This is a genomic window from Cohnella thailandensis (assembly GCF_014212135.1).
Taxonomy (GTDB): Bacteria; Bacillota; Bacilli; order Paenibacillales; family Paenibacillaceae; genus Cohnella; species Cohnella thailandensis.
The window spans coordinates 263,387-286,317 of record NZ_JACJVQ010000024.1 but is presented as its reverse complement, the minus strand read 5'-3'; the positions used below and the strand labels follow the sequence as shown (position 1 = coordinate 286,317).

Below are 22,931 nucleotides of genomic sequence, written 5' to 3'. Positions count from 1 at the left end.
AAACTCCGCTTCCCGTCTTGCTTCGACGATAGCGGAGTTCGTTTCGGTTCGCGCTTATTATCCGATAAATTCCTGTACCCACTCTCCGGTACTCACGTAGCCGACGCCGATGCGGGTGAAGCTCCCGTTAAGGATGTTCGCCCTGTGGCCCGGACTGTTCATCCATTGGCTCATGACCTGCTGAGGACTCGTTTGCCCCTTGGCGATATTCTCCCCGGCGGATTGAAAGGGAACGCCGAACGTCCTCATCATGTCAAAAGGAGATCCATAGGTAGGGGATTGATGGTCGAAATAATTTTTGTCGTGCATGTCCTGCGCCTTTACCCGGGCTACCTGGACAAGCTTGCTATCCATGGTCAGCGCGCCCAGCCCGGCATTCTGCCTCTCCTTGTTTACCAGCTCGAACACCTGCTGCTCGAAGGCGGACACGTTGGCCGAGTTTGGCGGGTTCGCGATTTGGCCGGGGTTCGTCGTTTGCCCGGCATTTCCCGTTTGACCGGCATTCCCGGCCTGGCCGGCATTCTGTCCCGGATTCCCCGTCCAACCGGGATTCGCGGGCTGCGCGGGATTCGTGCCGGTCTGAGGGTAAGCCGTCTGTCCCGGAGGTACCGCGGGGCGATTGCTGCCGTAGCCTGGAGGCAGTTGATCGAGCAGCCTGTTCAATAGGCCGTTCGTGTCGTTCGTCGCTTCTCTTGCCCGGTACACCGGGTCGGGATTCGCCGCGCTATAGATAGAAGATGCTTTCATTCCGGAAGCGGAGGTCGTAGAAGAAGGAGCGGCGCTCTCCTGTCTGTGGCCGCATCCCGTCGCGAGGAGCACGGCCGACGCTGCGATCAGTAATCTCTTCATTGTTCACCCTGCCTTGCGGTCGTAATGCCTATAGAGTGCCACTTCGACAGAAAAATATGCTTGAGGATCGGACGGGAGCGCGCAAGAAAGACTGGCGATTGAGATCGCAGCATTGTCGTGATATACTTTATCTCGTAGTGATAGTTTAACTATCAAACCAGCAATCATCTACACAATTCTACCGATAGGGGAGATCTAACGATGAATAGACTTCAGGACAAGGTAGCTATCATAACCGGCGCAGGCAGCGGAATGGGCCGCGAAGAGGCGCTGCTGTTCGCGCGCGAGGGAGCGAAGATCGTCGCGACGGACATCAACGAAGCGGCGGTGCAAGCCGTCGTGAAGGAAATCCGGGAAGCGGGCGGACAAGCTCAAGGCTTCGCTCATAACGTCGCTTCCGAAGAGGATTGGATCTCCATCGTCGCCAAGACGGTCGAGACCTACGGCAAAATCGACGTCCTCGTCAACAATGCGGGGGTCTCGCTCGCCGTCGGCCTGTTGGATACGACGATCGACCAATGGAATCGGGTCATGGGCATCAACGTAACCGGCACGTTTCTCGGCATGAAGCACGTCGTTCCGAACATGATCGAGAACAACGGCGGCTCCGTCATCAATATTTCCTCCATCGCGGGCCTTACCGGAGGCAGCGGAGCGGGCGCCTATACCGCCTCCAAAGGAGCGGTTCGCATTCTGACGAAGGCCGCGGCGGTCGACTACGGCAAGCACAACATCCGCGTCAATTCCGTTCATCCCGGCTTTATCGAGACGCCGATGAGCTCCGACTTGATCAAGAACGAGCAGATGCTTCAATGGTTCCTGTCGCAGACCGCTCTTCCTCGAGTCGGGGAAGCGTCCGAGGTCGCCTCGGCCGTCCTGTTCCTGGCTTCCGACGACTCTTCGTACGTCACGGGAATCGAGCTGCCGGTCGACGGCGGCGTAACGGCGAAGTAAGATAAAAAGTCCTGCAGGAGAGGAGCTCCCTCTTTTGCGGGACTTTTTCTTGTATTCGCAGAGTTGATTTATAGCGATATTTTAGTACAATGGTTTTATGACAACTCAAATAATGGCAAACGATGAGCTAAGGGTCAAAATCTTCAAGGCATTGTCCGACGAGACAAGGCTGGATATCATTCGTACTCTCTACGTCAACAAGAAGGAGATGAATTGCGGAGAAGTGATGGGCATTCGCGACACTTCAAAATCGAACACTTCGTACCATTTACGCGCTTTAAAGGAGGCGAAATTGATCAAGGTCCGTAAAGAAGCTCAAGCAAAGTATATGAGTATCGAAATAGATACTTTTCAAACTTACTTGCCCGGATTTCTGGATACGCTGTAGAAGGAAATCTCTTTTTTTGCCCTTTAGTTCAATAGTTGTTTAACTACAGAACAAAAATTTCGAAGGAAGGTACATACCATGGGAAAATTAACGGCATTGTTTTTCCTCATCCTATTCGTGATCGGAACCGATACCTTTTTGATTTCTCCGCTTATCCCTACTCTTCAGGAATTGTTTCATATCTCGACCGAGTACGCCGGTTGGATGGTGGGGGCCTACGCTTTAGGTTATGCCGTATTTGCGCTGATCGCCGGACCGCTATCCGATGGATGGGACCGCAAAAAAGTCATGCTCGCAGGCATGGTTTGCTTCTCGGTTTCAACCATGTTATGCGGGTTTGCCACGGGTTTCTGGTCGATGTTTTTATTCCGTTTTTTAGCCGGAGTCAGCGCGGCATTTACGGCGCCTCAGGTCTGGGCAGCCATTCCCGCCCTGTTTCCTGCGCCGAAGATCGCTAAAGCCTCGGGAATCGTAATGGCGGGCTTGGCCTCCTCCCAGGCGTTCGGAATCCCTATCGGAAGCCTGCTTGCCGCAACCCATTGGTCTTTTCCTTTCTTTGCAATCGGCGCATGCTCGTTGTCGGTCGCGTTATTTATCTATTTTGCAATGCCCGAAATGAAACCGAATCAAGACCAAATAAACCGCATTTCAATATTCAGAAGATATACCCCGCTATTGACAAGCCGAATGGCGAGAAGGGCTTTCCTGGCTCATTTCTTATTTCAGTGCGGATTCTTCGCCGCCTTTTCCTTCATTGGAAAATGGATGACGGAACGCTATTATCTTTCGGTCGATCAAGTGGGGTACGCGATGTTTTTTCTCGGCCTTGGCAACATGGTCGGGAGCGTTTGCGGGGCTTATGTAATCAAAAAGTTGAACCGCTTCAACACGCTGTTTGCGGGCTTCCTCGTCTCTATTGCATGTTTCATAGTATTGCCTCACTTGCCATCGGTCTCGGCTTTTGCAGGTGTATACATTTTAATTTTCGTGAATATGGGAATCGCTTTTCCGATGATATTGGGACTGCTGAATTCGTTGAATCCGACCATCCGCGGCACGATCTCCAGCTTGGCCAATTCGATCATGTACGCGGCAACGACGCTCGGATCTTGGATCGCGGGCATGATTTATGGGGCTTTTAACGGTTTTTCCGCCGTAGGCGTTTTTGCGGCCATTTGCTTTGCCGGTTCCTTGTTATCTTTTGTATTAAGCGGTATATTGAGCGCTCCTTCTAAACCCACAAAAGAACTTGCCTCTTAGAAAATTGAAAAAGGGCGTCATAAACGCCCTTCTCCACCTAAAATCCGAATACCTTTTATTTAGTTGTTCTGCATCCATTGGAAGTGGAAGACGCCTTCCTTATCCAAGCGTTGGAACGTGTGCGCGCCGAAGTAATCGCGCTGCGCTTGCAGCAGGTTCGCCGGGAGACGCTCCGAACGGTAGCTATCGTAGTAAGCCAGGGCGGAAGCGAACGCCGGCACCGGAATGCCGCGAGTAACGGCCGTTGCCACGACGCTTCTCCAAGCTTCCTGGTAGTTCTCGACGATGCCGCCGAAGTAGTCGTCCAGGAACAGGTTCTTGAGCTCCGGATTCTTGTCGTATGCGTCCTTGATGTTCTGCAGGAAGCCGGCGCGGATGATGCAGCCGCCGCGGAAGATCATCGCGATGTTGCCGTAGTTCAGCTTCCAGTCGTAAGCTTCGGAAGCGGCTCTCATCTGAGCAAAGCCTTGGGCATAAGAGGCGATCTTGCTCGCGAACAGCGCCTTGCGGACGGATTCGATGAACGCGGCGCGGTCGCCGTCGAACGGAACTTGAGCCGGGCCGCTCAGCTTCTTGCTGGCCGCGACGCGCTCTTCCTTCATCGCGGACAGGAAGCGCGCGAAGACGGACTCCGTAATGATGGACAGCGGTACTCCCAGATCGAGCGCGCTTTGGCTGGTCCACTTGCCGGTACCCTTCTGCCCGGCGGAGTCCAGAATGACGTCGACCATAGGCTTGCCGGTATCCGGATCGGTCTTGCCGAAGATGTCGGCCGTGATCTCGATCAGGTAGCTGTCAAGCTCGCCCTTGTTCCATTCCGTGAAGATCTTGTGCAGCTCGTCCGTGGACAGGCCCAGAACGTCCTTTAACAGATGGTACGCTTCGCCGATCAGCTGCATGTCGCCGTACTCGATGCCGTTGTGAACCATCTTGACGTAGTGGCCGGATCCGCCTTCGCCGATGTAAGTCGAGCAAGGGTCGCCGTTCACCTTCGCGGAGATCGCCGTCAGGATCGGCTCGACCAGCTCGTAAGCGTCCTTCTGGCCGCCCGGCATGATCGCGGGGCCTTTAAGCGCCCCTTCTTCCCCGCCGGAGACGCCGGCTCCGATGAAGCGGATGCCCTTGGCTTCCAGCTCCTCGTTGCGGCGCTGCGTGTCCGGGAAGTAGGCGTTGCCGCCGTCGATCAGGATGTCTCCCTTGCTCAGGTGAGGAACGAGCTGGTTGATCGTATCGTCCGTCGCCGCTCCGGCTTGGACCATGATCAGGATTCGACGCGGCGTTTCCAGCGATTGCACGAACTCTTCCACGCTGTACGTTCCGACGAAGTTGCGGCCGGCCGCCTCTTCCAGCAGCTCCTTCGTTTTCCCCGGGGAACGGTTGTAAAGGGAGACCGAGAATCCCCTGCTTTCGATGTTCAGGGCCAGGTTCTTGCCCATGACGGCCAAACCGACGACGCCGATCTGTTGCTTGCTCATATGGTTTCTCCTCCGCTTCTATCTCTTTAACCTCTATGAATTGATTTTCTTATTTGGACAGACGCTTCTGCAATTCCGCCTTCTGAGCCTCGAAGCCCGGCTTGCCGAGCAGCGCGAACATGTTGACCTTATACGCTTCGACGCCCGGTTGATCGAACGGATTCACGCCGAGCAGGTGTCCGCTGATTCCGACTGCCTTCTCGAAGAAGTAAACCATCTCGCCGTACGTGTACTCGTTAAGCTCGTCGAGCTCGACGATCAGGTTCGGAACGCCGCCGTCCACGTGAGCGAGGCGCGTGCCGATCGCGGCTTGCTTGTTCACTTCGTCCATCGTCATGCCGGCGAGGAAGTTGAGGCCGTCCAGGTTGGCGGCATCGCTCTCGATGGTCAGTTCGATCTTCGGCTTCTTCACGGACAGAACCGTCTCGATCAGGTCTCGGCGTCCTTCTTGCACGTATTGACCCATCGAGTGAAGATCGGTCGTGAAGTCGACGGAAGCCGGATACAAGCCCTTCTGATCCTTCCCTTCGCTCTCGCCGAACAGCTGCTTCCACCATTCGGAGACGTAGTGCAAGGAAGGCTCGAAGTTCGCCAGCAGCTCGATCGTGTATCCCTTGCGGTACAGGGCGTTGCGAACGGCGGCATATTGATAGCTCTCGTTGGTCGAGAGATCGGAATTGTTGTACTTCTTAGCTGCAGCCGCCGCGCCTTCCATCATCTTGTCGATGTCGAGTCCCGCTACGGCGATCGGCAGCAGGCCTACGGCCGTCAGCACGGAATAGCGTCCGCCGACGTCGTCCGGAATGACGAACGTCTCGTAGCCTTCTTCGTCGGACAGCTTCTTGAGCGCGCCCTTGGAAGCGTCGGTCGTCGCGTAGATGCGCTTGCGCGCTTCTTCCTTGCCGTACTTCTTCTCCATGTAATCGCGCAGGATGCGGAAGGCGATCGCCGGCTCGGTCGTCGTCCCCGACTTCGAGATGACGTTCAAGGAGATGTCCTTGCCTTCGAGCAGTTCCAGCAGATGCTTGACGTAGGTCGAGCTGATGTTCTGTCCGGCAAAATAAACCTGCGTGTTGCCCGCGATCTGATTGTGGAACGTGTGCGACAGCGATTCGATCGCGGAACGGGCTCCCAGGTAGGAGCCGCCGATTCCGATGACGATCAAGGCTTCGGAGCCTTCGCGGATACGCTTGGCCGCCGCTTTAATGCGAGCGAATTCTTCTTTGTCGTAATTAAAGGGAAGGTCCACCCAGCCGAGATAATCCGAGCCGGGGCCTTTCTTATTGTGAAGCCTGTCGTGGGCGGTCTTGACGAAGTCGCCGAAGTAATCCACCTCATGCTGCTGAATGAACGATAAGGCATCGCTGTAATCGAATCGAATAGCCACCGGTTTCGTCTCCTTCTCTCTATGATCCGCTATGCTTGCGTCTTACTTCTCGGTTTTTTTCCAGTCGGCCGCGAACTTCTCCATTCCTTGCTCCGTCAGAGGGTGCTTGGAAAGCTGCTCGATGACCGAGAACGGAATGGTGGCGATATGGGCGCCGGCCATCGCTACGCGGGTAACATGGTCCGGATGGCGAACGGAAGCCGCGATGATCTGGGAGTCCAGGTTGTGCACGCGGAACAGCTCGGCGATCTTGGAGACGAGCAGGACGCCGTCTTCCGAGATGTCGTCCAAGCGGCCCAGGAACGGGGATACGTAGGTCGCTCCCGCGCGGGCGGCGAGAAGAGCTTGGTTCACGGTGAAAATCAGGGTAACGTTCGTCTTGACGCCCTTCTTCGTCAGGTAACGGCAGGCTTCCAGGCCGGCCAGCGTCATCGGCAGCTTGATCGTGATGTTCTTGTCGTAGTTGTTGATCTTGATCAGCTCTTCCGCTTCCGCGATCATGTCTTCCGCCGTAAGGGCGTTAGGAGTTACCTCCGCGGATACGGATTCCACTTCCGGCACCTCGCGCAGGATTTCCGCGATGCGGTCTTCGAACTTGACGCCTTCCTTGGCAACCAGGGAAGGATTCGTGGTTACGCCGGACAGGACGCCGATTTTGTAAGCTTTCTTGATATCCGCCAGATTGGCTGTGTCGATGAAGAATTTCATGGTTAACGACCTCCGCTTATTCTTATTTATGTTAATGATTAATTCAGCAAACCTTTAACCAAACGAACGACGTTGGAGACCGAGAATCCGAAGTGCTCCATGACTTCTCCGCCGGGGCCGGAAGCTCCGAACGTGTCGATCGACAGAACTTGGCCGGATGGTCCCGCATAGCGATCCCAGCCGAGCGAGATGCCCGCTTCGAGCGTCAGGCGCTTCGTGACGGATGCCGGAAGAACCGATTCCTTGTAGGCGGCGTCTTGGCGATCGAACAGCTCGCGGCTCGGCATGGCGACGACGCGGACGGACAGGTTCATCTTCTCCAGCTCCGCCTTCGCGCCTACGGCCAGGGATACTTCCGAGCCGGTTCCGATCAGGATGACGTCCGGATTCGCGTTCGTCTCCGACAGGATATAGGCTCCCTTAGCGACGCCTTCGACATTCGCTTTCGTCGCTTCGTAAATCGGAAGGTTCTGGCGGCTCAGGATCAGGGCGACAGGACCTTCCTTCTGCTGCAGCGCGTAAGCCCATGCGGCAGCCGTCTCGTTCGCGTCGGACGGGCGGATGACCGTGAGGCCCGGAATCGTGCGCAGGGCGGCCAGATGCTCGACCGGCTCGTGGGTCGGTCCGTCTTCGCCGACCGCGATGGAGTCATGCGTGAACACGTAGATCACGGGCAGCTTCTGCAGCGCGGCCAAGCGAATGGACGGACGCAGGTAATCGCTGAAGACGAAGAACGTGCTGACGAACGGCTGAACCCCGCCGTGCTGCGCCATGCCGTTGCCGGCCGCGCCCATCGCATGCTCGCGGACGCCGAAGTATACGTTGCGTCCCGCGTACGATTCGATCGCGAAGGTCGCTTCGCCGCCGATATCGGTCATCGTCGAGTGGGACAGGTCCGCGCTTCCGCCGAAGATCGTCGGCACTCGCTTCACGAAGTGATTGATCGCGTTGCCGCTGGCGACGCGAGTCGAGACGCTCTTGGACGTATCGAACGTCAGAATGTCCTTGGCTTCGATCAGCACTTTGCCTTGGATCGCTTGATCCAGCTCTTGGCCGAGCTCGGGGAATTGCTTCTTATAAGAAGCGAACAGCTCGTTCCAAGCCGCTTCCTTCTCTTCGCCCTTCTTCTTCAGCCCTTCGAAGTGAGCGCGAACCTCCGCGGGAACCGTGAACTCTTCCTCGTAGTTCCAGCCGTATACTTCCTTCGTCGCCTTCGCTTCGTCCTTGCCGAGAGGAGCGCCGTGCGCCTTGTTCGTTCCGGCAACCTTGCTTCCGAAGCCGATGATCGTGCGAACTTCGATCAGGGTCGGCTGCTGCGAGTTCAGCTTGGCCGCTTCGATCGCCTTGGCGATAGCCGCCGTGTCGTTGCCGTCCTCTACTCTCAGGTACTGCCATTGCGCGGATTCCGCTCTCTTTTGGATATTTTCCCCGAAGCTGAGATTCAGGTCTCCGTCCAAGGAGATGTCGTTCGAATCGTACAGGACGATCAGCTTGCCGAGCTTCATGTGACCGGCCATCGACATGGCTTCGTAGGAGATGCCTTCCATCAAGCAGCCGTCGCCGACCAGCGCGTACGTGTAATGATCCACGACCGGATAGCCTTCCTGGTTGAACTTCGCAGCCAGGTGGGCCTCCGCCATCGCCATGCCTACCGCGTTCGCGATCCCTTGTCCCAGAGGCCCCGTCGTCGCGTCTACGCCGTCCGTATGGCCGAATTCGGGGTGACCCGGGGTTTTGCTGTTCAGCTTGCGGAATTGCTTGACGTCATCGAGCGTAACCTTATAACCGAACAGGTGCAGCAGGCTGTAAAGCAGCGCCGAGCCATGACCCGCGGACAGAACGAACCGGTCGCGGTTGAACCACTTGGAGTTGCCCGGGTTGTGGTTCAGAGATTGCGACCAGAGGGTGTACGCCATCGGCGCGGCCCCCATCGGCAAGCCCGGATGACCGGAGTTCGCGGCGTTGATGGCGTCGATAGACAGGGTGCGGATCGTGTCGATCGCCAGTTGATCAATGGTTTGCGTGATAGGCATATTGTTGCTCTCCTTCTTGATTTTCTTGTTTCGCTTTGGCATCTATATCATCGAACCACCAGTGGAAGCCGTCCCCGGCGAGAAGCTCGTCGGATTCCTTCGGTCCGTAGGAGCCTGCTTCATAGAGGCGGAGCGGTACTTCGTTATTGGCAAAAGCGTTCAGGATCGGCTCGACCCACTGCCAGCTCCGCTCGACTTCGTCCCAGTGGGCGAAGAAGGTGGCGTCGCCGCGGAACGCGTCATGGATCAGGTTCTCGTAAGCTTCCGCGGTGTTGTCGCGATGGGTGTGAAGATCCACGTTCATCGGCTTGAACTCGCCGCTGCCTCCCGGATCCCTGGTGTTCAGTTGAAGCGTGATGCTCTCGTTAGGAGCCATCTCGAACACGAGCAGGTTCGGGGCGATGCCGGATTCCTTGGAAGCGGCGGATTTCAGCGGCTCCTTGAACTCGATGACGATGCGCGTCGACTTCTCCTTCAGGCGCTTGCCCGTGCGGATATAAATCGGAACTCCGCGCCAGAAGTAGTTGTCGATCTCAAGCCGGGCCGCGACGAACGTATCGTTCCGCGAATCGGCTGCGATTCCCGGTTCGGAAGTGTAGCCGGCGACCGGCTTGCCGTTGATGGACCCCTCCGCGTACTGGCCGCGGACGACCTGGGAAGCGATATTTCCGGCTTGAACCGGCACCAGAGCTTCCACGACTTCCTTCTTCCTGGCGCGAACGTCCCCGGGGCCGCTGTCGCTCGGAAGGTGGATCGCCAGCATCATCAGCAGTTGGAGCATGTGGTTCTGGAACATGTCGCGGATAGCGCCGGACTTGTCGTAATAGCCCGCTCTCTCCTCGACGCCGACGGTCTCGTTCGCCGTAATTTGAACGTTGGCGATATAACGGTTCGTCCAGAACGCCTGAAGAACCGGGTTCGCGTGCTGCAGCATCTCCATCTTCTGAACGACCGGCTTGCCGAGATAATGGTCGATCCGGAAAATCTCGTCCTCCGTAAAGGCGGCGCTCAACTTCTCGTTAAGGTCGCGAGCCGATGCGAGATCGTGCCCGAACGGCTTCTCGATGACGAGCCGCTTCCAGCCCTTCGTCGTGCCAAGGCCGCTCGACTTGATGTTGTACGCGATCGTCTTGAAGTACTCGGGACCGACCGACAGGTAGAACAAGCGATTCTGCGGAATGCCGAGCTCCTCTTCGCGGCTCTCGACCATGTCCAGCAGCTTCTTGTAATCCTCTTCGCGGTCGACATCCAACACGCTGTAACGGAACGCGCTAAGGAAAGCTTGCAGCTTGTCCGTATCCTCCGGCTTGCGTCTCGAGAATGTCAGGATCGACTGCTCGACGTTCTCCTGAAGCTTCGCGTCGGACCACTCTCTTCGGCCGAGGCCGAAGACCGAGAACGGCTCCGGCAGCTTGCCGTCGACGAACAAATTATATAAGGCAGGGTATATCTTTCTCTTGGCCAAATCTCCTGTCGCTCCGAACAGGACAATGGTGGTTGCCTCCATGGTTCTCTCCGTCTCCTTCCAGTGCCTTGCGGCTCTCTGTTTCTTAGATGACTGATATGGCTTCTCATTTGTAATTCCACTATAATACGAATTGTCGATATAAGTGTAATTAATATATTTCACAGGAGATATAGACCATGTCTATGACCAATAACTACGAGCTTTACAAAGTTTTCTATTGGGCGGCCAAAACGGGCAGTTTATCCCAAGCGGCCAAGGCTCTCTATATCACGCAGCCGAGCGTAAGCCACGCCATTAAACAATTGGAGGACAGCTTCGGTATTACGTTGTTCTATCGGACTTCCAAGGGAGTCTCGTTGACTCGGGAGGGCTCGCTTCTATACTCCTATATCGAGCAATCCCAAATCTTCATCTCCCTCGCGGAGGAGAAAATGGCCGCTCTTAAAAATCTGGACAGCGGAGAGTTGCGCATCGGGGGCAGCGATTCCTTGTTCAAGCACTACCTGTTGCCTTACTTGGAGGAGTACCACGCGAAGTATCCCGGCATCCGGCTCCATCTGAATCACGGGACGACGCCGGAGGTCATCACCTTTCTGAAGGAAGGCCGGATCGATCTCGGCGTCGTGCGCTTGCCGATCGTCGACCCCCAACTGGAGGTCCGCGAGAGCCTGCAGCTTCAGGACTGCTTCGTGGCGGGCGCCCGTTATGCTTCCTTGCGGGATCAAACCCTGTCGCTTCGCGAGCTTTTGGAATATCCCGTCATCCTGTTCTCGCGCAACAGCCGCGCCCGAATGACCATCACGGAGCTGTTCCAGAGCTACGGCTACAAGCTGAAGCCGGAGATCGAGGTCGGCAGCGTCGACCTGCTGATCGAGTTCGCGCGCAGAGGACTCGGCATCTCTTACGTCACCCGGGAATTCGTATCCCAGGAGCTGGAGGACGGCTCGCTCTTCGAGATCAAACTGGACGTGGACATCCCCCCGTCCCACCTCGGCACCATGACCATGCGCAACATGCCCCTCTCCAGCGCCGCCAGCCGTTTCGTCGAGATGATAGGATAACCGCCGCGGGGGCGCTCGCCGCCCCTTCGATTAGGACGATCGCCCAGGCTGCCGCCTAACCGCGACGTTCTGTTTTCTCCCGTTATCTCGCTCCTCCCCTTCGCTCAGGACGTTGCTACGCTTGTCGCCGCTATTCCGCCTATCCCCTTCACTCAGGTCATTGGGATTCAGGTAAGATCCGGAGCCGAAAAAGGGGCACGGATTTGACCTCCTGAGTGAATGGGAGAAGAGGCATAGCGACGCGCTCGCGAAATTAGGAAACCGGGGCAATTTTCCATTCCTGAGTGAATGGGAGAAGAGGCATAGCGACGCGCACGCGAAAATGGGATACCGGGGCGATTCTCCATTCCTGAGCCAGGGGGAGAGGCGGCATAGCCGAGTTCGAGCGAAAAACAAACAAGCTCAAGGAGAGGCGTTCGCCCAGCCTTGAGCCTGCGGGTGCGCAGCATTATCGCAATCTTCTAACCGAGCGTCTCGGCGGCAACCAGATCCTTCCGAAAAGCATGGACGAGCTCCCAATCGCCTTCGAACCGAGGAATCGGGTAGTAGCCGACTCGCTCGTACAGCTTGACCGCCTCCGGCTGAAGCGGGCCCGTCTGCAACTGAAGGCTCGTATAACCGAATTCCAACGCCAAGCGCTCGATCTCCGCCAAGATGGCTTGGGCCACGCCTTGACGCCGATAATCGGACCGCGTGTACATTCGTTTCACTTCGGCAGTGGAGGCATCCAGAGGACGAAGCGCCCCGCAGCCGACGGGATGCCCGTCCGCGCGCGCGACGACGAACGCCGCTCTCGGCCGCTCCACATCCTCCGGATGGAAGCCGGCGCCTCCGTCCTCTACTTGATAAAGCGCGGCCAGCTCCGCGCTCAGTTCCTTGATCAATTGCTCCGAGTCCGCGCTGCGGACATCCTCCGCGGCAGCATGAATAGTCGGCATTTTCTCCATCCTCGCTCCCTTCATCTTGCGACCCGCTCCCCAAATGCAAAAAAGAGGCCAAGAAACAGGCGCACGATTCCGGGAATCGGCCTGCGTCTTGACCTCCGGCGGTCCGGCGGGTCCTATTGGTTAAGCCGATTATAGAGGCTGTCGTCCCCCCAGTCAACGAGACGCCCAATCGAAATTATCTATTCGATCTTAGGTTTTTCCTATTTCCTGTTTATCCACTCATTGACAGCCAATTGTATTACTACCATAATACAATTACGCAACAAAAAGCGGGTGAAAAATCGCGTGCTGAATATCCAGGAGCTAAAGCTGAACAACCGGGATCCCGTCTATCTGCAGGTCGTTAAATACGTGAAGCGGCAGATCCTGCTGCGCGCCGTTCAATCGGGAGACCGGATGCCTTCCCGCAGGGAAATCGCCTCTCTGCTGAACATCAATCCTAATACCGCGCAAAAAGCTTTCAAAGCCATGGAGGACGAAGGCTTCGTCCACACGAGCAGCACCTCCGGCAGCGTTCTTTACGTGGATGAAGCGATCTACCGCCGCATCGAGGAGGAACTGACCCGCGAGCTGGTTCGGTCGTTCGTCGAATCGGCCAAGGAGAGCCGCATGTCCTTGCGGAACGTCGTCGATCTGATCCAGGAATATTGGGACTAGCGGGGACATCATTATTTTGCGAGCGAGGTGGACATTCTGAAGGGCTTCTATCGTCTTCTCAATAGGGAGTTCGTCTCTTGGACCCCATTCTTGGCTTGCCTGCTGGCAGGTTCGCTTATTTTGCCGATCATGCTCATAAATTCAGCTATAACGGACGAATTCCGCAGCTCCTACCTTCAGCGTTACGAAGACTTATATGCCGCTTCGGGCAGCGAGCTCGTTTTTCTGATCGCGTTCGTTTTGCTCTGCCTGTACTTTCTGGTAACGATCTATGCTCGCTATTGGGGCAGCAAAAGCATTTATACGTATCTTACGCTTCCCGTCGGACGGCTTTCTCTCTACTGGAGCAAGTTGGCCGTTTTCGCCATCAGCTTGCTTCTTCTTATCGGCGAGCAATTCCTCGTCTATCGGTTAGGCTATTCGATAATGGCCGGTCGATTAAGCGGAATCCGGCTGTTGAACAGCGGTCTAACTTCCGAGGACATTAACTTCCTCATGAACAACGGCTTTTATCTCGCTCACGTTCGTTCGGAATTCTGCCGCATCCTGCTTCCCTTGGGCTTTAGCCGGCTTCTTTCGTCTCTATGCCTGTTCATGGTCATCTCCACGGGGCTTTATTACGGAGCGCTATGCGAGCGCAGCCGTAAATTCTATGGGTTTGTCCCCGTCGGAATCTCGGCGTACCTCGTCGTTCGCGTGCTCCTCTACCGGATGAACGAAGCCTCGCATGCCTTGAATCCGACCGGCTTGTACCCGAGCAGCCTGCTGCTGCTGGCGTTCGCCGTTTTCTTTATCGTTCACGGCAGCCGGATCATTCGCCGCGGAGCTATCGCTTAGAGAGGAGGAACGACCATGCCTTTCGTCAAAAAACACGCCGCCCTGCTCGCGCTCGCCGTCGCGGTCATTCTCGTGCTGGGCGCTGCCATCGACGTCGACGCGAGCAAGAACGGCGGAATCTTCTCCTTGAAGGATATCTCCGGCAGCCGCAAAGCTCTGGACGGCGTGACCATCAGAGGGGAACTGAGCGACGGTTATCAGCGGACGGAGTTTAAGCTTACGGATGGCCGATTGGATACGCACGCGAGCTGGAACGGGCAGCCGGAGTGGCTAGGGACTTCATGGACGATGAGAACCGGAAGCAAGACGATCCCTGGACGCTTCTATAATGTTCAGAACGAGGGAGGAGCCTTCAGCCTATCGTCCCATGATTCGGATGAGAGCGGCTCGAGCATCGGATTTTTCAAAGTGGCTCGCGTGAGTCCCCCCCTCTCTTTTCCTGAAGGAGTCCTTTATTCCAATCCGCTTAATTACGGAGTTGCCGTTATAGGAGAGCGGGTCTTCTACACGGTGCCCGCAGCCGCCGGAGTTAAAGGGAAAGGCATCATTTACGAGGTGAACTTCTACGACTGGTTCGGTTCGAACGGGATGCAGTCCGGTGAATTCGCGTCCCGCGCCGTCGTCGAGTATAGCCTGATCTCTGAGAAAGATTCCGATCGCGGCATCAGCGTGCTCGGCCTCGAGGCCGTGGGCGACAAGCTTGTCCTTCTGACCGAAGAAGACGAGACATTGCGCATCCGAAGCTATGACAGCGCAAGCGGGAGCCTGCTTGGAGACGCCCGGCTGCCGGACTTCCGCGCGGATATCCTTCCCACCAACAAAAGCTTCTATAGGGCGAGTTACCTATCGGATGCGGAAGAACAATCGAATCGGTTGCTCCTTCACTTTCAGAATCTCTCCTTGACTCGCCCTCTGCTGCTTAGCGTGAACCTAACCGACGGCGCGGAAGTGGAGACCGCTGTTCGGATGGAGCTAGGAGACGAACAGGAAGAGGACTCCTTCCAAGGTTTTACCTATGCGAGAGAACGAAACGGAAAGCTGTATGTCGTGAAAACGGTGCGGGAGATCAACGAGGATCTCCCCGGTTTCTACCGCTTAATGCTTCCTCTGCACGCCTACATCTACGTTTATGAAGACTCGAGGTTGATTTACCAAGGCGAATTCGTCACCGATCTGAACGACGATTCCATCGAGCTTGCGACCCGGCCCGATCCGTCGCGCGGGATCTCGGAGGATCCGATGAGATACCGGGCCTTCCGCAACCTCGCAATTGATTAATGGCGCAAGAAGGGAGAAACCCGCATGCTCGAACTCAAATATGTCGATAAACGCTACCCCGCTAGCCCGTCCAAGCTGTACGTCAACGAGCTCGCGATTCCTGCCGGGGAAATCGTCGGCATCCTCGGGGAGAACGGCAGCGGCAAAACGACCCTGCTCAAGACGATCATGGGGCTGGGAGAGATTCAAGGCGGCGAGGTTAGAATCGACGGGAGGCCCGTGACGGAGCAGTTCGATCGGATCGCGTTCATAACGGAAGAGGGAAGCTTCCTGCCGAACCTGAATCCGGTGCAGTACGGACGCTGGCTCGGGGAATTCTTCCCTCGGTTCGATCCTGCTTATTACGCGGAACTTCTCTATGACTACGAGCTCCCGGTCAGCCGGAAGATGCGGACTTTCTCCAAGGGCCAGAAGCTGCAGCTCGAGATCTGCGCCGGCCTGGCCAAGAGAGCCGATTACCTGATTCTCGACGAACCCTTCGTCGGCAAGGATATTTTCATCCGGCAGGAGTCGATCAAGCGGCTGATCTCCAGCCTGAACGGCGGCGAGACCGTGCTTCTGTCCACCCACCTGATCGACGAGATCGAGAACGTCATCGACCGGGCGGTCATTCTGGACAAAGGCCTCGTTGGAGCGGACGTCTACATGGACGAGATCCGGGAGCGCGGCCGGAGCCTGGCGGAGCTCATGGCCGAGGTTCGCCATTCCCGTCCCAAGATCCGCATGTCTTGGCCGACTTAAGTCCGGCGCATGTACGCTTTAACCGTCAGCGGAGCGAAGACGAGCACGATAACCGCCGCCCCGATAAGCGAGATGACGAGATCGCTGCCCGCCGTGCCCGAATTCGTCAGATCGCGGACGGCCGTAATCAGATGCGAGATCGGATTGATCTTGGCGAACCACTGCAGCCAATTCGGCAGCGTGTCGACCGGAACGAAGGCATTGGATAGGAAGGTGAGCGGGAACAGCACGAGCATCGAGATGCCCTGCACGCTGGAAGCGGTCCGGGCAATGACCCCGAAGAAAGCGAAAATCCAGCTTATCGCCCAGGAGCAGCCGATGACGAGAAGCGCGGCCAGAACCACGTTGCCTAAACCGCCGTCCGGACGATAGCCCATGATATACCCCATCGAGAACGTCAGCACCGTCGCGATCGTATAGCGGATCGTATCCGCCAGCAGCGCTCCCGCGAGCGGCGCGATCCGGGCGATCGGCAACGACTTGAAGCGGTCGAAGACGCCTTTGTCCATGTCCTCTCTCAGTTGGACTCCCGTGACGATGGAAGTCGTGATGACCGTCTGGACCAGAATGCCCGGAATGATGACCGGCAGGTACGAAGCCACGTCTCCCGAGATCGCCCCGCCGAAAATATAAGTGAACATCAAGGTGAAAATGATCGGTTGAAGCGTAACGTCGAACAGCTGCTCCGGGGTGCGCCGGATTTTCAACAATCCTCGATAGGCCATCGTCAGCGAGTTGCGGATCGATTGCATGAGACTCGTGCGGTTTCTCAGCTTCCGCCCCGTTTGATAAGTGGTTCCCGCGCTCATCCTGCCGCCTCCTTCTTCTTAGCCAAGCCGCCTGCTTCCGGTTCTTCTTCCTCCGGCACTCCGTGCCCCGTGATCGTGAGGAACACTTCGTCCAAGGTCGGCTTCTGAACGCTCATCTCGGCCAGGCGGATGCCCGATTCGCGCAGGGCGATCAGCAGATCGGTCACGCGGTCGGCGTCGTCCATCGGCGCGGTGATTTTGCTCGCTTCCGGGGAGACGCTGGACGGAACCTGCAGCACTCTCTCGACGATTTGGCGCGCGCGCTCGATGTCGAGCGGCTTCTGAGGCCGCAAGTGCAGCGACGAGGTGCCGACGGAAGCCTTCAGTTCGTCCGCGGTCCCTTCGGCGACGACGCGCCCGCGGTCGATGACCGCGATCCGGTCGGCCAATTGGTCGGCTTCGTCGAGATATTGCGTCGTCAACAGCACGGTCGAGCCGGTCTTCACCAGACGGCGAATCGTGTCCCACATCTGGTTCCGCGTGCGCGGATCGAGTCCGGTCGTCGGTTCGTCGAGGAAGATCAGCGGCGGCTGCGCGATCAGGCTGGCCGCCAGGTCGAGCCGGCGGCGCATCCCGCCGGAGAAGTTCTTCAGCGGCCGCTTCGCCGCTTCGGTTAGGCCGAATTCCTCCAGCAGCTCCGCCGCCTTCCGCTTCGATTCGGCTCGCCCCAAGCCGAGCAGCCGGGAGAAGATAATCAGGTTCTCCGTCGCGCTCAGCGACTCGTCGACCGAAGCGTATTGCCCCGTCACGCCGATCAGCTGCCGGACGATCTGCGATTCCTTCATCACGTCATGGCCGAAAATCCGGGCCGAGCCTCCGTCCGGTCTCAGCAAGGTGGCGAGCATTCGGATCGTCGTCGTTTTGCCCGCTCCGTTCGGCCCCAGCACTCCGTAAATCGTTCCCGCCCGAACCTTCAGGTCCACTCCGTCCACGGCCCGGTTTTCCCCGAACAGCTTGACTAGCCCGTTGGCCTCCACGGCCCATTCGCCATTTGTCATTCCGTTCCCTCCACACTCTCTATTCGTTAACCGGTTATGGAGGAATCCTATCGTTCGATTATTAACTGAATATGAATTAAAAAAGACAGATCGAGATCGGCGGACCGAATCTCGTCTGTCTTGGTTAACCCTTATCGCTACGGCTGCTCCATTCTGTCGAATAACAGCTTGGCCAGGGTCGTCTTCGTCATTCTCCCGACGACCTCCAGCTTGGACGCTCCGGCTTCCGCGCCGGCTGCCGCCTCCTCCGCGCTCATCGGTTGAACGACCGGCAAGCTGTCCACTTCGTGCGCGATCATCTTCCTCAAGGCCTCGCGAATCGTATCCTCTGGAAACGCCGTCACCACGTTCGGGTACCGGGTCATGACCATGCCGAGCAGCACGTTCCCCGCCTGCGCGTTCCCCAAGGTCACCTTAAGCAGATCCTTGCGGGAAACGACCCCGACCAGGGCTTTGGCGGAATCGACGACGAAGAGACTGCCGACGTTCTCCAGGAACATGGCGACGACCGCATCGCTGACGGTGGCCGTTTCGCGCAGGACGACCGGAATTCCCATGACCTCGCGAACCTTGATCCCTGCGATCGAATCCGCTTCCGAATGCTCCTTCTTGACCATGCTTCCTAGAAAATACCCTACCTTCGGCTTGGCATCGATATAACCCAGCATGACCAATAAACCGAGATCGGAGCGGATCGTAGGACGGGTTACCCCGAGCTGCTCCGCGATCTGCTCCCCCGTTATCGGAGCATGCTTCCGTACCAGATCGACAATCTCCAATTGACGGGATGACAGTTCGATCGTTGTTCCCTCCCGTTGCGCCCGTTGCGGCCATCCATTTCTCTCCATTGTAACCGAAATGGACCTGCTTTCACACCACTTTCGCCGCCGGGGAGTCGAACGCATTCGATCGTCATCCGATTCTATCCGATTCTATTCGCGCTCGTCCTCACGATCTGCCCCCCGGCATTCCGGCTTGCCGCAAATCCCCGAAATCTTCTTGTAACCGTTCGTCGGAAGCGTATGCATGACTTCGCCGCACACCTTGCAGATGACGACTCCCAGCTCGTTCGCCGCCGGAGCGGCATCGGTCACGCCGTGATAGTTAAGCATGTTTTGTCCTCCTCATGGTTAGCGTATTCGGTCTTGCGACGCGGATTCTTCCGCTTTTTCCGGTTCTTCCGGTTCCTCCGATCCCTGCGTTCACGATCCGCCTCCTCCTTAAATAGTATGTCATAATTATAATTATTACTCATTTATAACGCAATATATCGGCTGATAAGAAGTTTTTATGACTCATATATGTATTTACAAACCATATTAAGCAGCTTACATTTGCAATAGCGAAGCAGATATCCTAGCCTGAAGTATTGCCTTCACGACTCGTCCTTGGGTAGACGGTTGTCATCCTTCTTGTCCCAACCGTATGACAGCTGCGGCTAACGGAACTCACAGCCCTTATTTTCCTGAAATGGAACCGTTTTGAATTCTAACGGAACCACGAGACGTTATTTTTTCGCAATCGCTCGAATTGGACGGTTTTGACCTGAATAAGGGCTTCAGGTTCCGTTAAAATCGTAAAAGCGCCATTTTGCTTGAAATAAGGGCTCTGCGTTCCGTTACACTGAGAAACGTGCCGCGTTCCAACTGTTGTGTATATAGAAAAGCCCCGCCTCTTATTTGGCGGAGCAAGGAAACTAGCAATGAGAAAATGCGATAAGCCTTATACGGCAGTGATAGTCTAATGAATAATCGCTTCAGCCAATAACCGGGGATGCCTAAATAGACTCATTCCGCCTTTCCTTTCTACTCCAGCAGCGATTCCGCGGCGAGCGCCAGAAACACCTTGCCGGCATCGAGCAGCGCTCTCTCGTCGAAGTCGAACCGGGGGTGGTGATGAGGGTAATGCGTCCGTTCCTCGTCGTTGCGGGCTCCGACGTGAATGAACGCTCCCGGCTTGCGCTCCAAATAATAAGCGAAGTCCTCCGCGCCCATCACGGCCGGAAGCTCGACGAAAGCCTCGGCTCCGAACAGGCGGCCGACCGTCTCGCGCACGCGGGCAGCCCCTTCCTTCGGATTCACGAGCGGCGGGTAGCCGTTCAAGTAATCGATCTCCGCCCGGGCGTGGGCGGATTCGCAAATCCCTTGAACAGCATGGCGGATCTCCTTCTCCACCTGGCTCCTCACCTGCTTGTCGAAGGTCCGGACCGTTCCTTCGAGCTTGGCCGTATCGGCGATGACGTTAAACGCCGTTCCCGCCTGGAACACGCCCACGGTGATCACGACGGGCTGAAGCGGATTGACCCTGCGGCTGACGATCTGCTGGAGGCCGCTAACGACTTGGCTGCCGACGACGATCGAGTCGATCGCATCGTGCGGCCGCGCCCCGTGCCCGCCTTTGCCGCGGATCGTAATCCCGAACGCGTCGACGGCCGCCATCGCGGAGCCTTCCTTCAGGCCGATCCGGCCGTAAGGAACCTCGGACGAAACGTGGATGCCGTACACCTCGTCGACTCCGTCCAGAGCTCCGTCCTCGATCATGAATTTAGCCCCTCCGGGGGGCTTCTCTTCCGCATGCTGGAAAATAAAAACGATATTCCCGTTCAGCTCTTGCCGGAACCGGCTGAGCACCTTCGCTACGCCGAGCAGCGTCGAGGTATGGCCGTCATGCCCGCAAGCGTGCATGACGCCCGGCACCGTCGACTTGTACGGCGTCTCCTTCTCGTCCTGGATCGGCAGGGCGTCGAAGTCGGCGCGGAAGGCGAGGGTCGGTCCCGGCGCTCTTCCCCGAAGAAAACCAAGAACGCCGCCGCCTCCCACGTTCGTCCTCACTTCGATTCCCTCCAGGGAGCGAAGGCGATCCGCGATGAACGCCGACGTTTTCCGCTCCTCGAATGACAGCTCGGGGTGCTGATGCAGATACCTGCGCACACCGATAAGCTCGCTTTCTTCCTTCTCCAGTTCTTCAATCCACGTATCCAGCAGACTTGCGGACATATCCTTGCCTCCTTCATCGCTTGCATAAATCAGAGCGGGTAATGACAGGCCGCGACGTGCTCCGAGCCGATCGTTCTAAGCTCCGGCTCCTCCTCCTTGCACCTGGCCGTGGCCAGCGGACAGCGCGTGTGGAAGCGGCAGCCGGACGGAGGACGGGCCGGAGACGGGATCTCCCCTTGCAGCGCGATCCTCTCTCGCTTCGCCCCGATGTCCGCGCTCGGAATGGAGGCGATGAGCGCCTTCGTATACGGATGCGCCGGACGAAGGAACAGCTCGCGGCTCGGCGCGATCTCGACGAGCTTGCCCAGGTACATGACGCCGATTCGATCCGACAGATGGCGAACGACTTGGAGGCCGTGGGCGATGAACAGGTAGGTCAGCCCAAGCTTCTCCTGCAGCTCCTGAAGCAGGTTGACGACCTGCGCCTGCACCGAGACGTCGAGCGCCGATACCGCTTCGTCGGCCAGAACGAACTTCGGGCTCAGCGCGATCGCCCGGGCGATGCCGATGCGCTGACGCTGCCCTCCCGAGAATTCGTGGGGATAGCGGTTCGCATAGGAAGCGTCAAGACCGACGGATTCGAGGAGCCGGGCGACGCGCTCCTTCTTCTCGGATGCGGTCAGCCTCTCGTGGACGCGCAGCGGTTCTCCGATAATGTCGCCGACGTTCCATCGCGGGTCAAGCGAGCCGTACGGATCCTGGAAAATCATCTGCATGTCCTTGCGGACCTCGCGAAGGGCCGCCCCCCTCAGCCCGGTCAGCTCCCGGTCGCCGAAGCGGATCCGGCCGGCCGTCGCCTTCTCCAGCTGCAGCAGCACCCGGCCCAAGGTCGACTTGCCGCTTCCCGATTCGCCCACGAGACCGAACGTCTCTCCCCGGCGGATCGCGAAGCTCACGTCGTCCACGGCCCGAATATGGGCGCGCGCACGGCCGGGCAAGCTGCCCTTGAGCCGGTAAAACTTGCGCAAGCCGCTTACCTGGAAGAGGTCGGGCGATGCTTCCGGCGATTCGAATGGAGACGCCGACGGATTCTTCTCTGCGAGGATCAACTTCTCCGAGAGCAACTCGATTTCCTGCCTGGCCGATCCTTTCTCCGCATTCGTCGCCGTCAGCAGCTTATCCGTATGCCAGCATGCCGCCGCTCTGCCGTTCCGGGAGATGAGCGGAGGGGCTTCGTTCCGGCACTTGTCCGAAGCGAACGGGCATCTCGGGTGGAACAGGCATCCGTCCGGCAGCGCGGACAGGCTCGGGATCGAACCGGCGATGGAACGCAGCTTCTCCCCTTTCTCCGTGTCCAACGCGGCGACGGAGTCCAGCAATCCCCGCGTATAAGGATGATGGGGCCGCGCGAACAGCTCCGCCGCGGGCGCCTGCTCCGCCACCCTTCCTGCGTACAAGACGACGACCCGGTCCGCGATCTCCGCGGCGATGCCCAGATCGTGCGTAATCAGCAGAATGGACATGCGGAACTCTTCCTTCAGCTCCTGCAGCAGCTGCAGAATCTGCGCCTGGATCGTGACGTCGAGGGCGGTCGTCGGCTCGTCCGCGATGAGCAGCTCCGGGCCGCAGGACAAGGCGAGCGCGATCATCGCGCGCTGGAGCATCCCGCCGGACAGCTCGCCCGGGTACTGCTTCATCCGGATGCGCGGCTCCGGAATGCCGACCCGGGCCAGCAGCGATACGGCATGCTCCCATGCCTCCTTCTTGGATCTCGTTTCATGCCGGCGAATCGTCTCGACGAGCTGATAACCGATCGTGTACACCGGGTCGAAAGCGGCCATCGGCTCCTGAAATACCATTGCCATCTTCTTGCCGCGAAGGGAACGAAGCTCGTTCTGGGACAGGGCGGTCAGATCGAGACCGTCCAGCCGGATGCGGCCGCCCGCGATGCGGCCGTTCTCGTAGTCGAGCAGCCTCATGACCGCTTTGGAGGTGATGGTCTTCCCGCTCCCCGATTCTCCGACGAGACAGACGGTCTCCCCTCTGCGTATCGTCAGGGACACCTCGCTGAGCGCCCGCAGCAGCCCTCTCCTCGTATGAAAGTCGACAGACAGATCGTTGATCTCCAGAAGTCGCTCCACGTCC

At 57.6% G+C, this 22,931-nt stretch carries 21 protein-coding genes; 8 read left to right on the top strand and 13 right to left on the bottom strand.

Features of this window, described 5'->3' with window-relative positions; all coding sequences use genetic code 11:
* Nucleotides 1-57: 57 nt before the first annotated feature.
* Entirely contained in the window at nucleotides 58-849 is a 792-nt protein-coding gene (locus tag H7B67_RS26875; RefSeq protein ID WP_245363543.1) for a CAP domain-containing protein, read from the bottom strand.
* A 201-nt stretch (nucleotides 850-1,050) separates the two neighbouring features.
* On the opposite strand from H7B67_RS26875, the gene H7B67_RS26870 reads away from it, so the two are divergent.
* From H7B67_RS26870 to H7B67_RS26860, 3 genes are all read left to right on the top strand, one after another.
* A complete protein-coding gene (locus H7B67_RS26870) occupies nucleotides 1,051-1,803 on the top strand; it encodes an SDR family NAD(P)-dependent oxidoreductase (protein ID WP_185122965.1) in 753 nt (250 codons plus the stop codon).
* Nucleotides 1,804-1,900: 97 nt separating this feature from the next.
* On the top strand, nucleotides 1,901-2,191 hold the full coding sequence (locus H7B67_RS26865) for an ArsR/SmtB family transcription factor (protein ID WP_185122964.1): 291 nt from the start codon (nucleotides 1,901-1,903) through the stop codon (nucleotides 2,189-2,191).
* Nucleotides 2,192-2,269: 78 nt separating this feature from the next.
* Nucleotides 2,270-3,451, top strand: coding sequence for an MFS transporter (locus H7B67_RS26860; protein ID WP_185122963.1), 1,182 nt, complete (start codon nucleotides 2,270-2,272; stop codon nucleotides 3,449-3,451).
* 59 nt (nucleotides 3,452-3,510) lie between these two features.
* Here the strand turns inward: H7B67_RS26860 and gndA are convergent, their stop codons facing one another.
* The 5 genes from gndA to zwf are packed head-to-tail and all read right to left on the bottom strand — an operon-like array spanning nucleotide 3,511 to nucleotide 10,561.
* Nucleotides 3,511-4,926, bottom strand: a complete 1,416-nt coding sequence (gene gndA / locus H7B67_RS26855) for an NADP-dependent phosphogluconate dehydrogenase (RefSeq protein WP_185122962.1) — start codon at nucleotides 4,924-4,926, stop codon at nucleotides 3,511-3,513.
* Between the two features lie 49 nt (nucleotides 4,927-4,975).
* Nucleotides 4,976-6,313, bottom strand: coding sequence for a glucose-6-phosphate isomerase (locus tag H7B67_RS26850; protein WP_185122961.1), 1,338 nt, complete (start codon nucleotides 6,311-6,313; stop codon nucleotides 4,976-4,978).
* 42 nt (nucleotides 6,314-6,355) lie between these two features.
* Nucleotides 6,356-7,021: a fructose-6-phosphate aldolase gene (gene fsa / locus H7B67_RS26845; protein WP_185122960.1), complete on the bottom strand. Its 666-nt coding sequence runs from the start codon at nucleotides 7,019-7,021 to the stop codon at nucleotides 6,356-6,358.
* A gap of 38 nt (nucleotides 7,022-7,059) precedes the next feature.
* Entirely contained in the window at nucleotides 7,060-9,048 is a 1,989-nt protein-coding gene (gene tkt / locus H7B67_RS26840; RefSeq protein WP_185123037.1) for a transketolase, read from the bottom strand.
* The gene (zwf, locus tag H7B67_RS26835) at nucleotides 9,032-10,561 is read right to left on the bottom strand and encodes a glucose-6-phosphate dehydrogenase (protein ID WP_185122959.1); all 1,530 of its coding nucleotides are present in this window, start codon (nucleotides 10,559-10,561) and stop codon (nucleotides 9,032-9,034) included. Before zwf ends, tkt begins: the two co-directional genes overlap by 17 nt.
* 143 nt (nucleotides 10,562-10,704) lie before the next feature.
* On the opposite strand from zwf, the gene H7B67_RS26830 reads away from it, so the two are divergent.
* The gene (locus tag H7B67_RS26830) at nucleotides 10,705-11,583 is read left to right on the top strand and encodes a LysR family transcriptional regulator (protein ID WP_185123036.1); all 879 of its coding nucleotides are present in this window, start codon (nucleotides 10,705-10,707) and stop codon (nucleotides 11,581-11,583) included.
* Between the two features lie 461 nt (nucleotides 11,584-12,044).
* Here H7B67_RS26830 and H7B67_RS26825 read toward each other — a convergent pair whose 3' ends face one another.
* Complete coding sequence (locus H7B67_RS26825; protein ID WP_185122958.1) at nucleotides 12,045-12,545, bottom strand: GNAT family N-acetyltransferase; 501 nt, start codon at nucleotides 12,543-12,545, stop codon at nucleotides 12,045-12,047.
* A 270-nt stretch (nucleotides 12,546-12,815) separates the two neighbouring features.
* Here H7B67_RS26825 and H7B67_RS26820 point away from each other — a divergent pair, with 270 nt between their 5' ends.
* The 4 genes from H7B67_RS26820 to H7B67_RS26805 are packed head-to-tail and all read left to right on the top strand — an operon-like array spanning nucleotide 12,816 to nucleotide 16,043.
* Nucleotides 12,816-13,187 (top strand): GntR family transcriptional regulator, encoded by a 372-nt coding sequence (locus tag H7B67_RS26820; RefSeq protein WP_185122957.1) that lies wholly within the window; start codon nucleotides 12,816-12,818, stop codon nucleotides 13,185-13,187.
* A gap of 27 nt (nucleotides 13,188-13,214) precedes the next feature.
* A complete protein-coding gene (locus H7B67_RS26815) occupies nucleotides 13,215-14,024 on the top strand; it encodes a hypothetical protein (protein ID WP_185122956.1) in 810 nt (269 codons plus the stop codon).
* Nucleotides 14,025-14,039: 15 nt separating this feature from the next.
* On the top strand, nucleotides 14,040-15,302 hold the full coding sequence (locus tag H7B67_RS26810) for a hypothetical protein (protein ID WP_185122955.1): 1,263 nt from the start codon (nucleotides 14,040-14,042) through the stop codon (nucleotides 15,300-15,302).
* Nucleotides 15,303-15,326: 24 nt separating this feature from the next.
* Nucleotides 15,327-16,043 carry an ATP-binding cassette domain-containing protein gene (locus H7B67_RS26805; protein WP_185122954.1) on the top strand — a complete coding sequence of 239 codons (717 nt, stop codon included), beginning with the start codon at nucleotides 15,327-15,329 and terminating at the stop codon, nucleotides 16,041-16,043.
* Here the strand turns inward: H7B67_RS26805 and H7B67_RS26800 are convergent.
* The 6 genes from H7B67_RS26800 to H7B67_RS31180 all read right to left on the bottom strand — a co-directional run bounded on the left by H7B67_RS26800 (nucleotide 16,040) and on the right by H7B67_RS31180 (nucleotide 22,927).
* On the bottom strand, nucleotides 16,040-16,852 hold the full coding sequence (locus tag H7B67_RS26800; RefSeq protein ID WP_185122953.1) for an ABC transporter permease: 813 nt from the start codon (nucleotides 16,850-16,852) through the stop codon (nucleotides 16,040-16,042). The genes H7B67_RS26805 and H7B67_RS26800 overlap by 4 nt on opposite strands.
* Nucleotides 16,849-17,850 carry an ATP-binding cassette domain-containing protein gene (locus H7B67_RS26795; protein ID WP_185122952.1) on the bottom strand — a complete coding sequence of 334 codons (1,002 nt, stop codon included), beginning with the start codon at nucleotides 17,848-17,850 and terminating at the stop codon, nucleotides 16,849-16,851. The genes H7B67_RS26800 and H7B67_RS26795 overlap by 4 nt, the downstream gene beginning before the upstream one ends.
* Before the next feature lie 137 nt (nucleotides 17,851-17,987).
* The gene (locus H7B67_RS26790; RefSeq protein ID WP_185122951.1) at nucleotides 17,988-18,698 is read right to left on the bottom strand and encodes a helix-turn-helix transcriptional regulator; all 711 of its coding nucleotides are present in this window, start codon (nucleotides 18,696-18,698) and stop codon (nucleotides 17,988-17,990) included.
* Nucleotides 18,699-18,782: 84 nt separating this feature from the next.
* Nucleotides 18,783-18,962 (bottom strand): GapA-binding peptide SR1P, encoded by a 180-nt coding sequence (locus H7B67_RS26785; protein ID WP_185122950.1) that lies wholly within the window; start codon nucleotides 18,960-18,962, stop codon nucleotides 18,783-18,785.
* Between the two features lie 693 nt (nucleotides 18,963-19,655).
* Nucleotides 19,656-20,846: an amidohydrolase gene (locus tag H7B67_RS26780; RefSeq protein ID WP_185122949.1), complete on the bottom strand. Its 1,191-nt coding sequence runs from the start codon at nucleotides 20,844-20,846 to the stop codon at nucleotides 19,656-19,658.
* Between the two features lie 29 nt (nucleotides 20,847-20,875).
* On the bottom strand, nucleotides 20,876-22,927 hold the full coding sequence (locus H7B67_RS31180) for a dipeptide ABC transporter ATP-binding protein (protein WP_185122948.1): 2,052 nt from the start codon (nucleotides 22,925-22,927) through the stop codon (nucleotides 20,876-20,878).
* Between the last annotated feature and the right edge of the window lie 4 nt (nucleotides 22,928-22,931).

Bases quoted from the DNA above. Each gene is read 5' to 3' on its own strand.
- H7B67_RS26875 (WP_245363543.1), bottom strand. From the start codon at position 849: ATGAAGAGATTACTGATCGCAGCGTCGGCCGTGCTCCTCGCGACGGGA.
- H7B67_RS26870 (WP_185122965.1), top strand. From the start codon at position 1,051: ATGAATAGACTTCAGGACAAGGTAGCTATCATAACCGGCGCAGGCAGC.
- H7B67_RS26865 (WP_185122964.1), top strand. From the start codon at position 1,901: ATGACAACTCAAATAATGGCAAACGATGAGCTAAGGGTCAAAATCTTC.
- H7B67_RS26860 (WP_185122963.1), top strand. From the start codon at position 2,270: ATGGGAAAATTAACGGCATTGTTTTTCCTCATCCTATTCGTGATCGGA.
- gndA (WP_185122962.1), bottom strand. From the start codon at position 4,926: ATGAGCAAGCAACAGATCGGCGTCGTCGGTTTGGCCGTCATGGGCAAG.
- fsa (WP_185122960.1), bottom strand. From the start codon at position 7,021: ATGAAATTCTTCATCGACACAGCCAATCTGGCGGATATCAAGAAAGCT.
- zwf (WP_185122959.1), bottom strand. From the start codon at position 10,561: ATGGAGGCAACCACCATTGTCCTGTTCGGAGCGACAGGAGATTTGGCC.
- H7B67_RS26830 (WP_185123036.1), top strand. From the start codon at position 10,705: ATGACCAATAACTACGAGCTTTACAAAGTTTTCTATTGGGCGGCCAAA.
- H7B67_RS26825 (WP_185122958.1), bottom strand. From the start codon at position 12,545: ATGAAGGGAGCGAGGATGGAGAAAATGCCGACTATTCATGCTGCCGCG.
- H7B67_RS26810 (WP_185122955.1), top strand. From the start codon at position 14,040: ATGCCTTTCGTCAAAAAACACGCCGCCCTGCTCGCGCTCGCCGTCGCG.
- H7B67_RS26805 (WP_185122954.1), top strand. From the start codon at position 15,327: ATGCTCGAACTCAAATATGTCGATAAACGCTACCCCGCTAGCCCGTCC.
- H7B67_RS26800 (WP_185122953.1), bottom strand. From the start codon at position 16,852: ATGAGCGCGGGAACCACTTATCAAACGGGGCGGAAGCTGAGAAACCGC.
- H7B67_RS26795 (WP_185122952.1), bottom strand. From the start codon at position 17,850: ATGACAAATGGCGAATGGGCCGTGGAGGCCAACGGGCTAGTCAAGCTG.
- H7B67_RS26790 (WP_185122951.1), bottom strand. From the start codon at position 18,698: ATGGAGAGAAATGGATGGCCGCAACGGGCGCAACGGGAGGGAACAACG.
- H7B67_RS26785 (WP_185122950.1), bottom strand. From the start codon at position 18,962: ATGCTTAACTATCACGGCGTGACCGATGCCGCTCCGGCGGCGAACGAG.
- H7B67_RS26780 (WP_185122949.1), bottom strand. From the start codon at position 20,846: ATGTCCGCAAGTCTGCTGGATACGTGGATTGAAGAACTGGAGAAGGAA.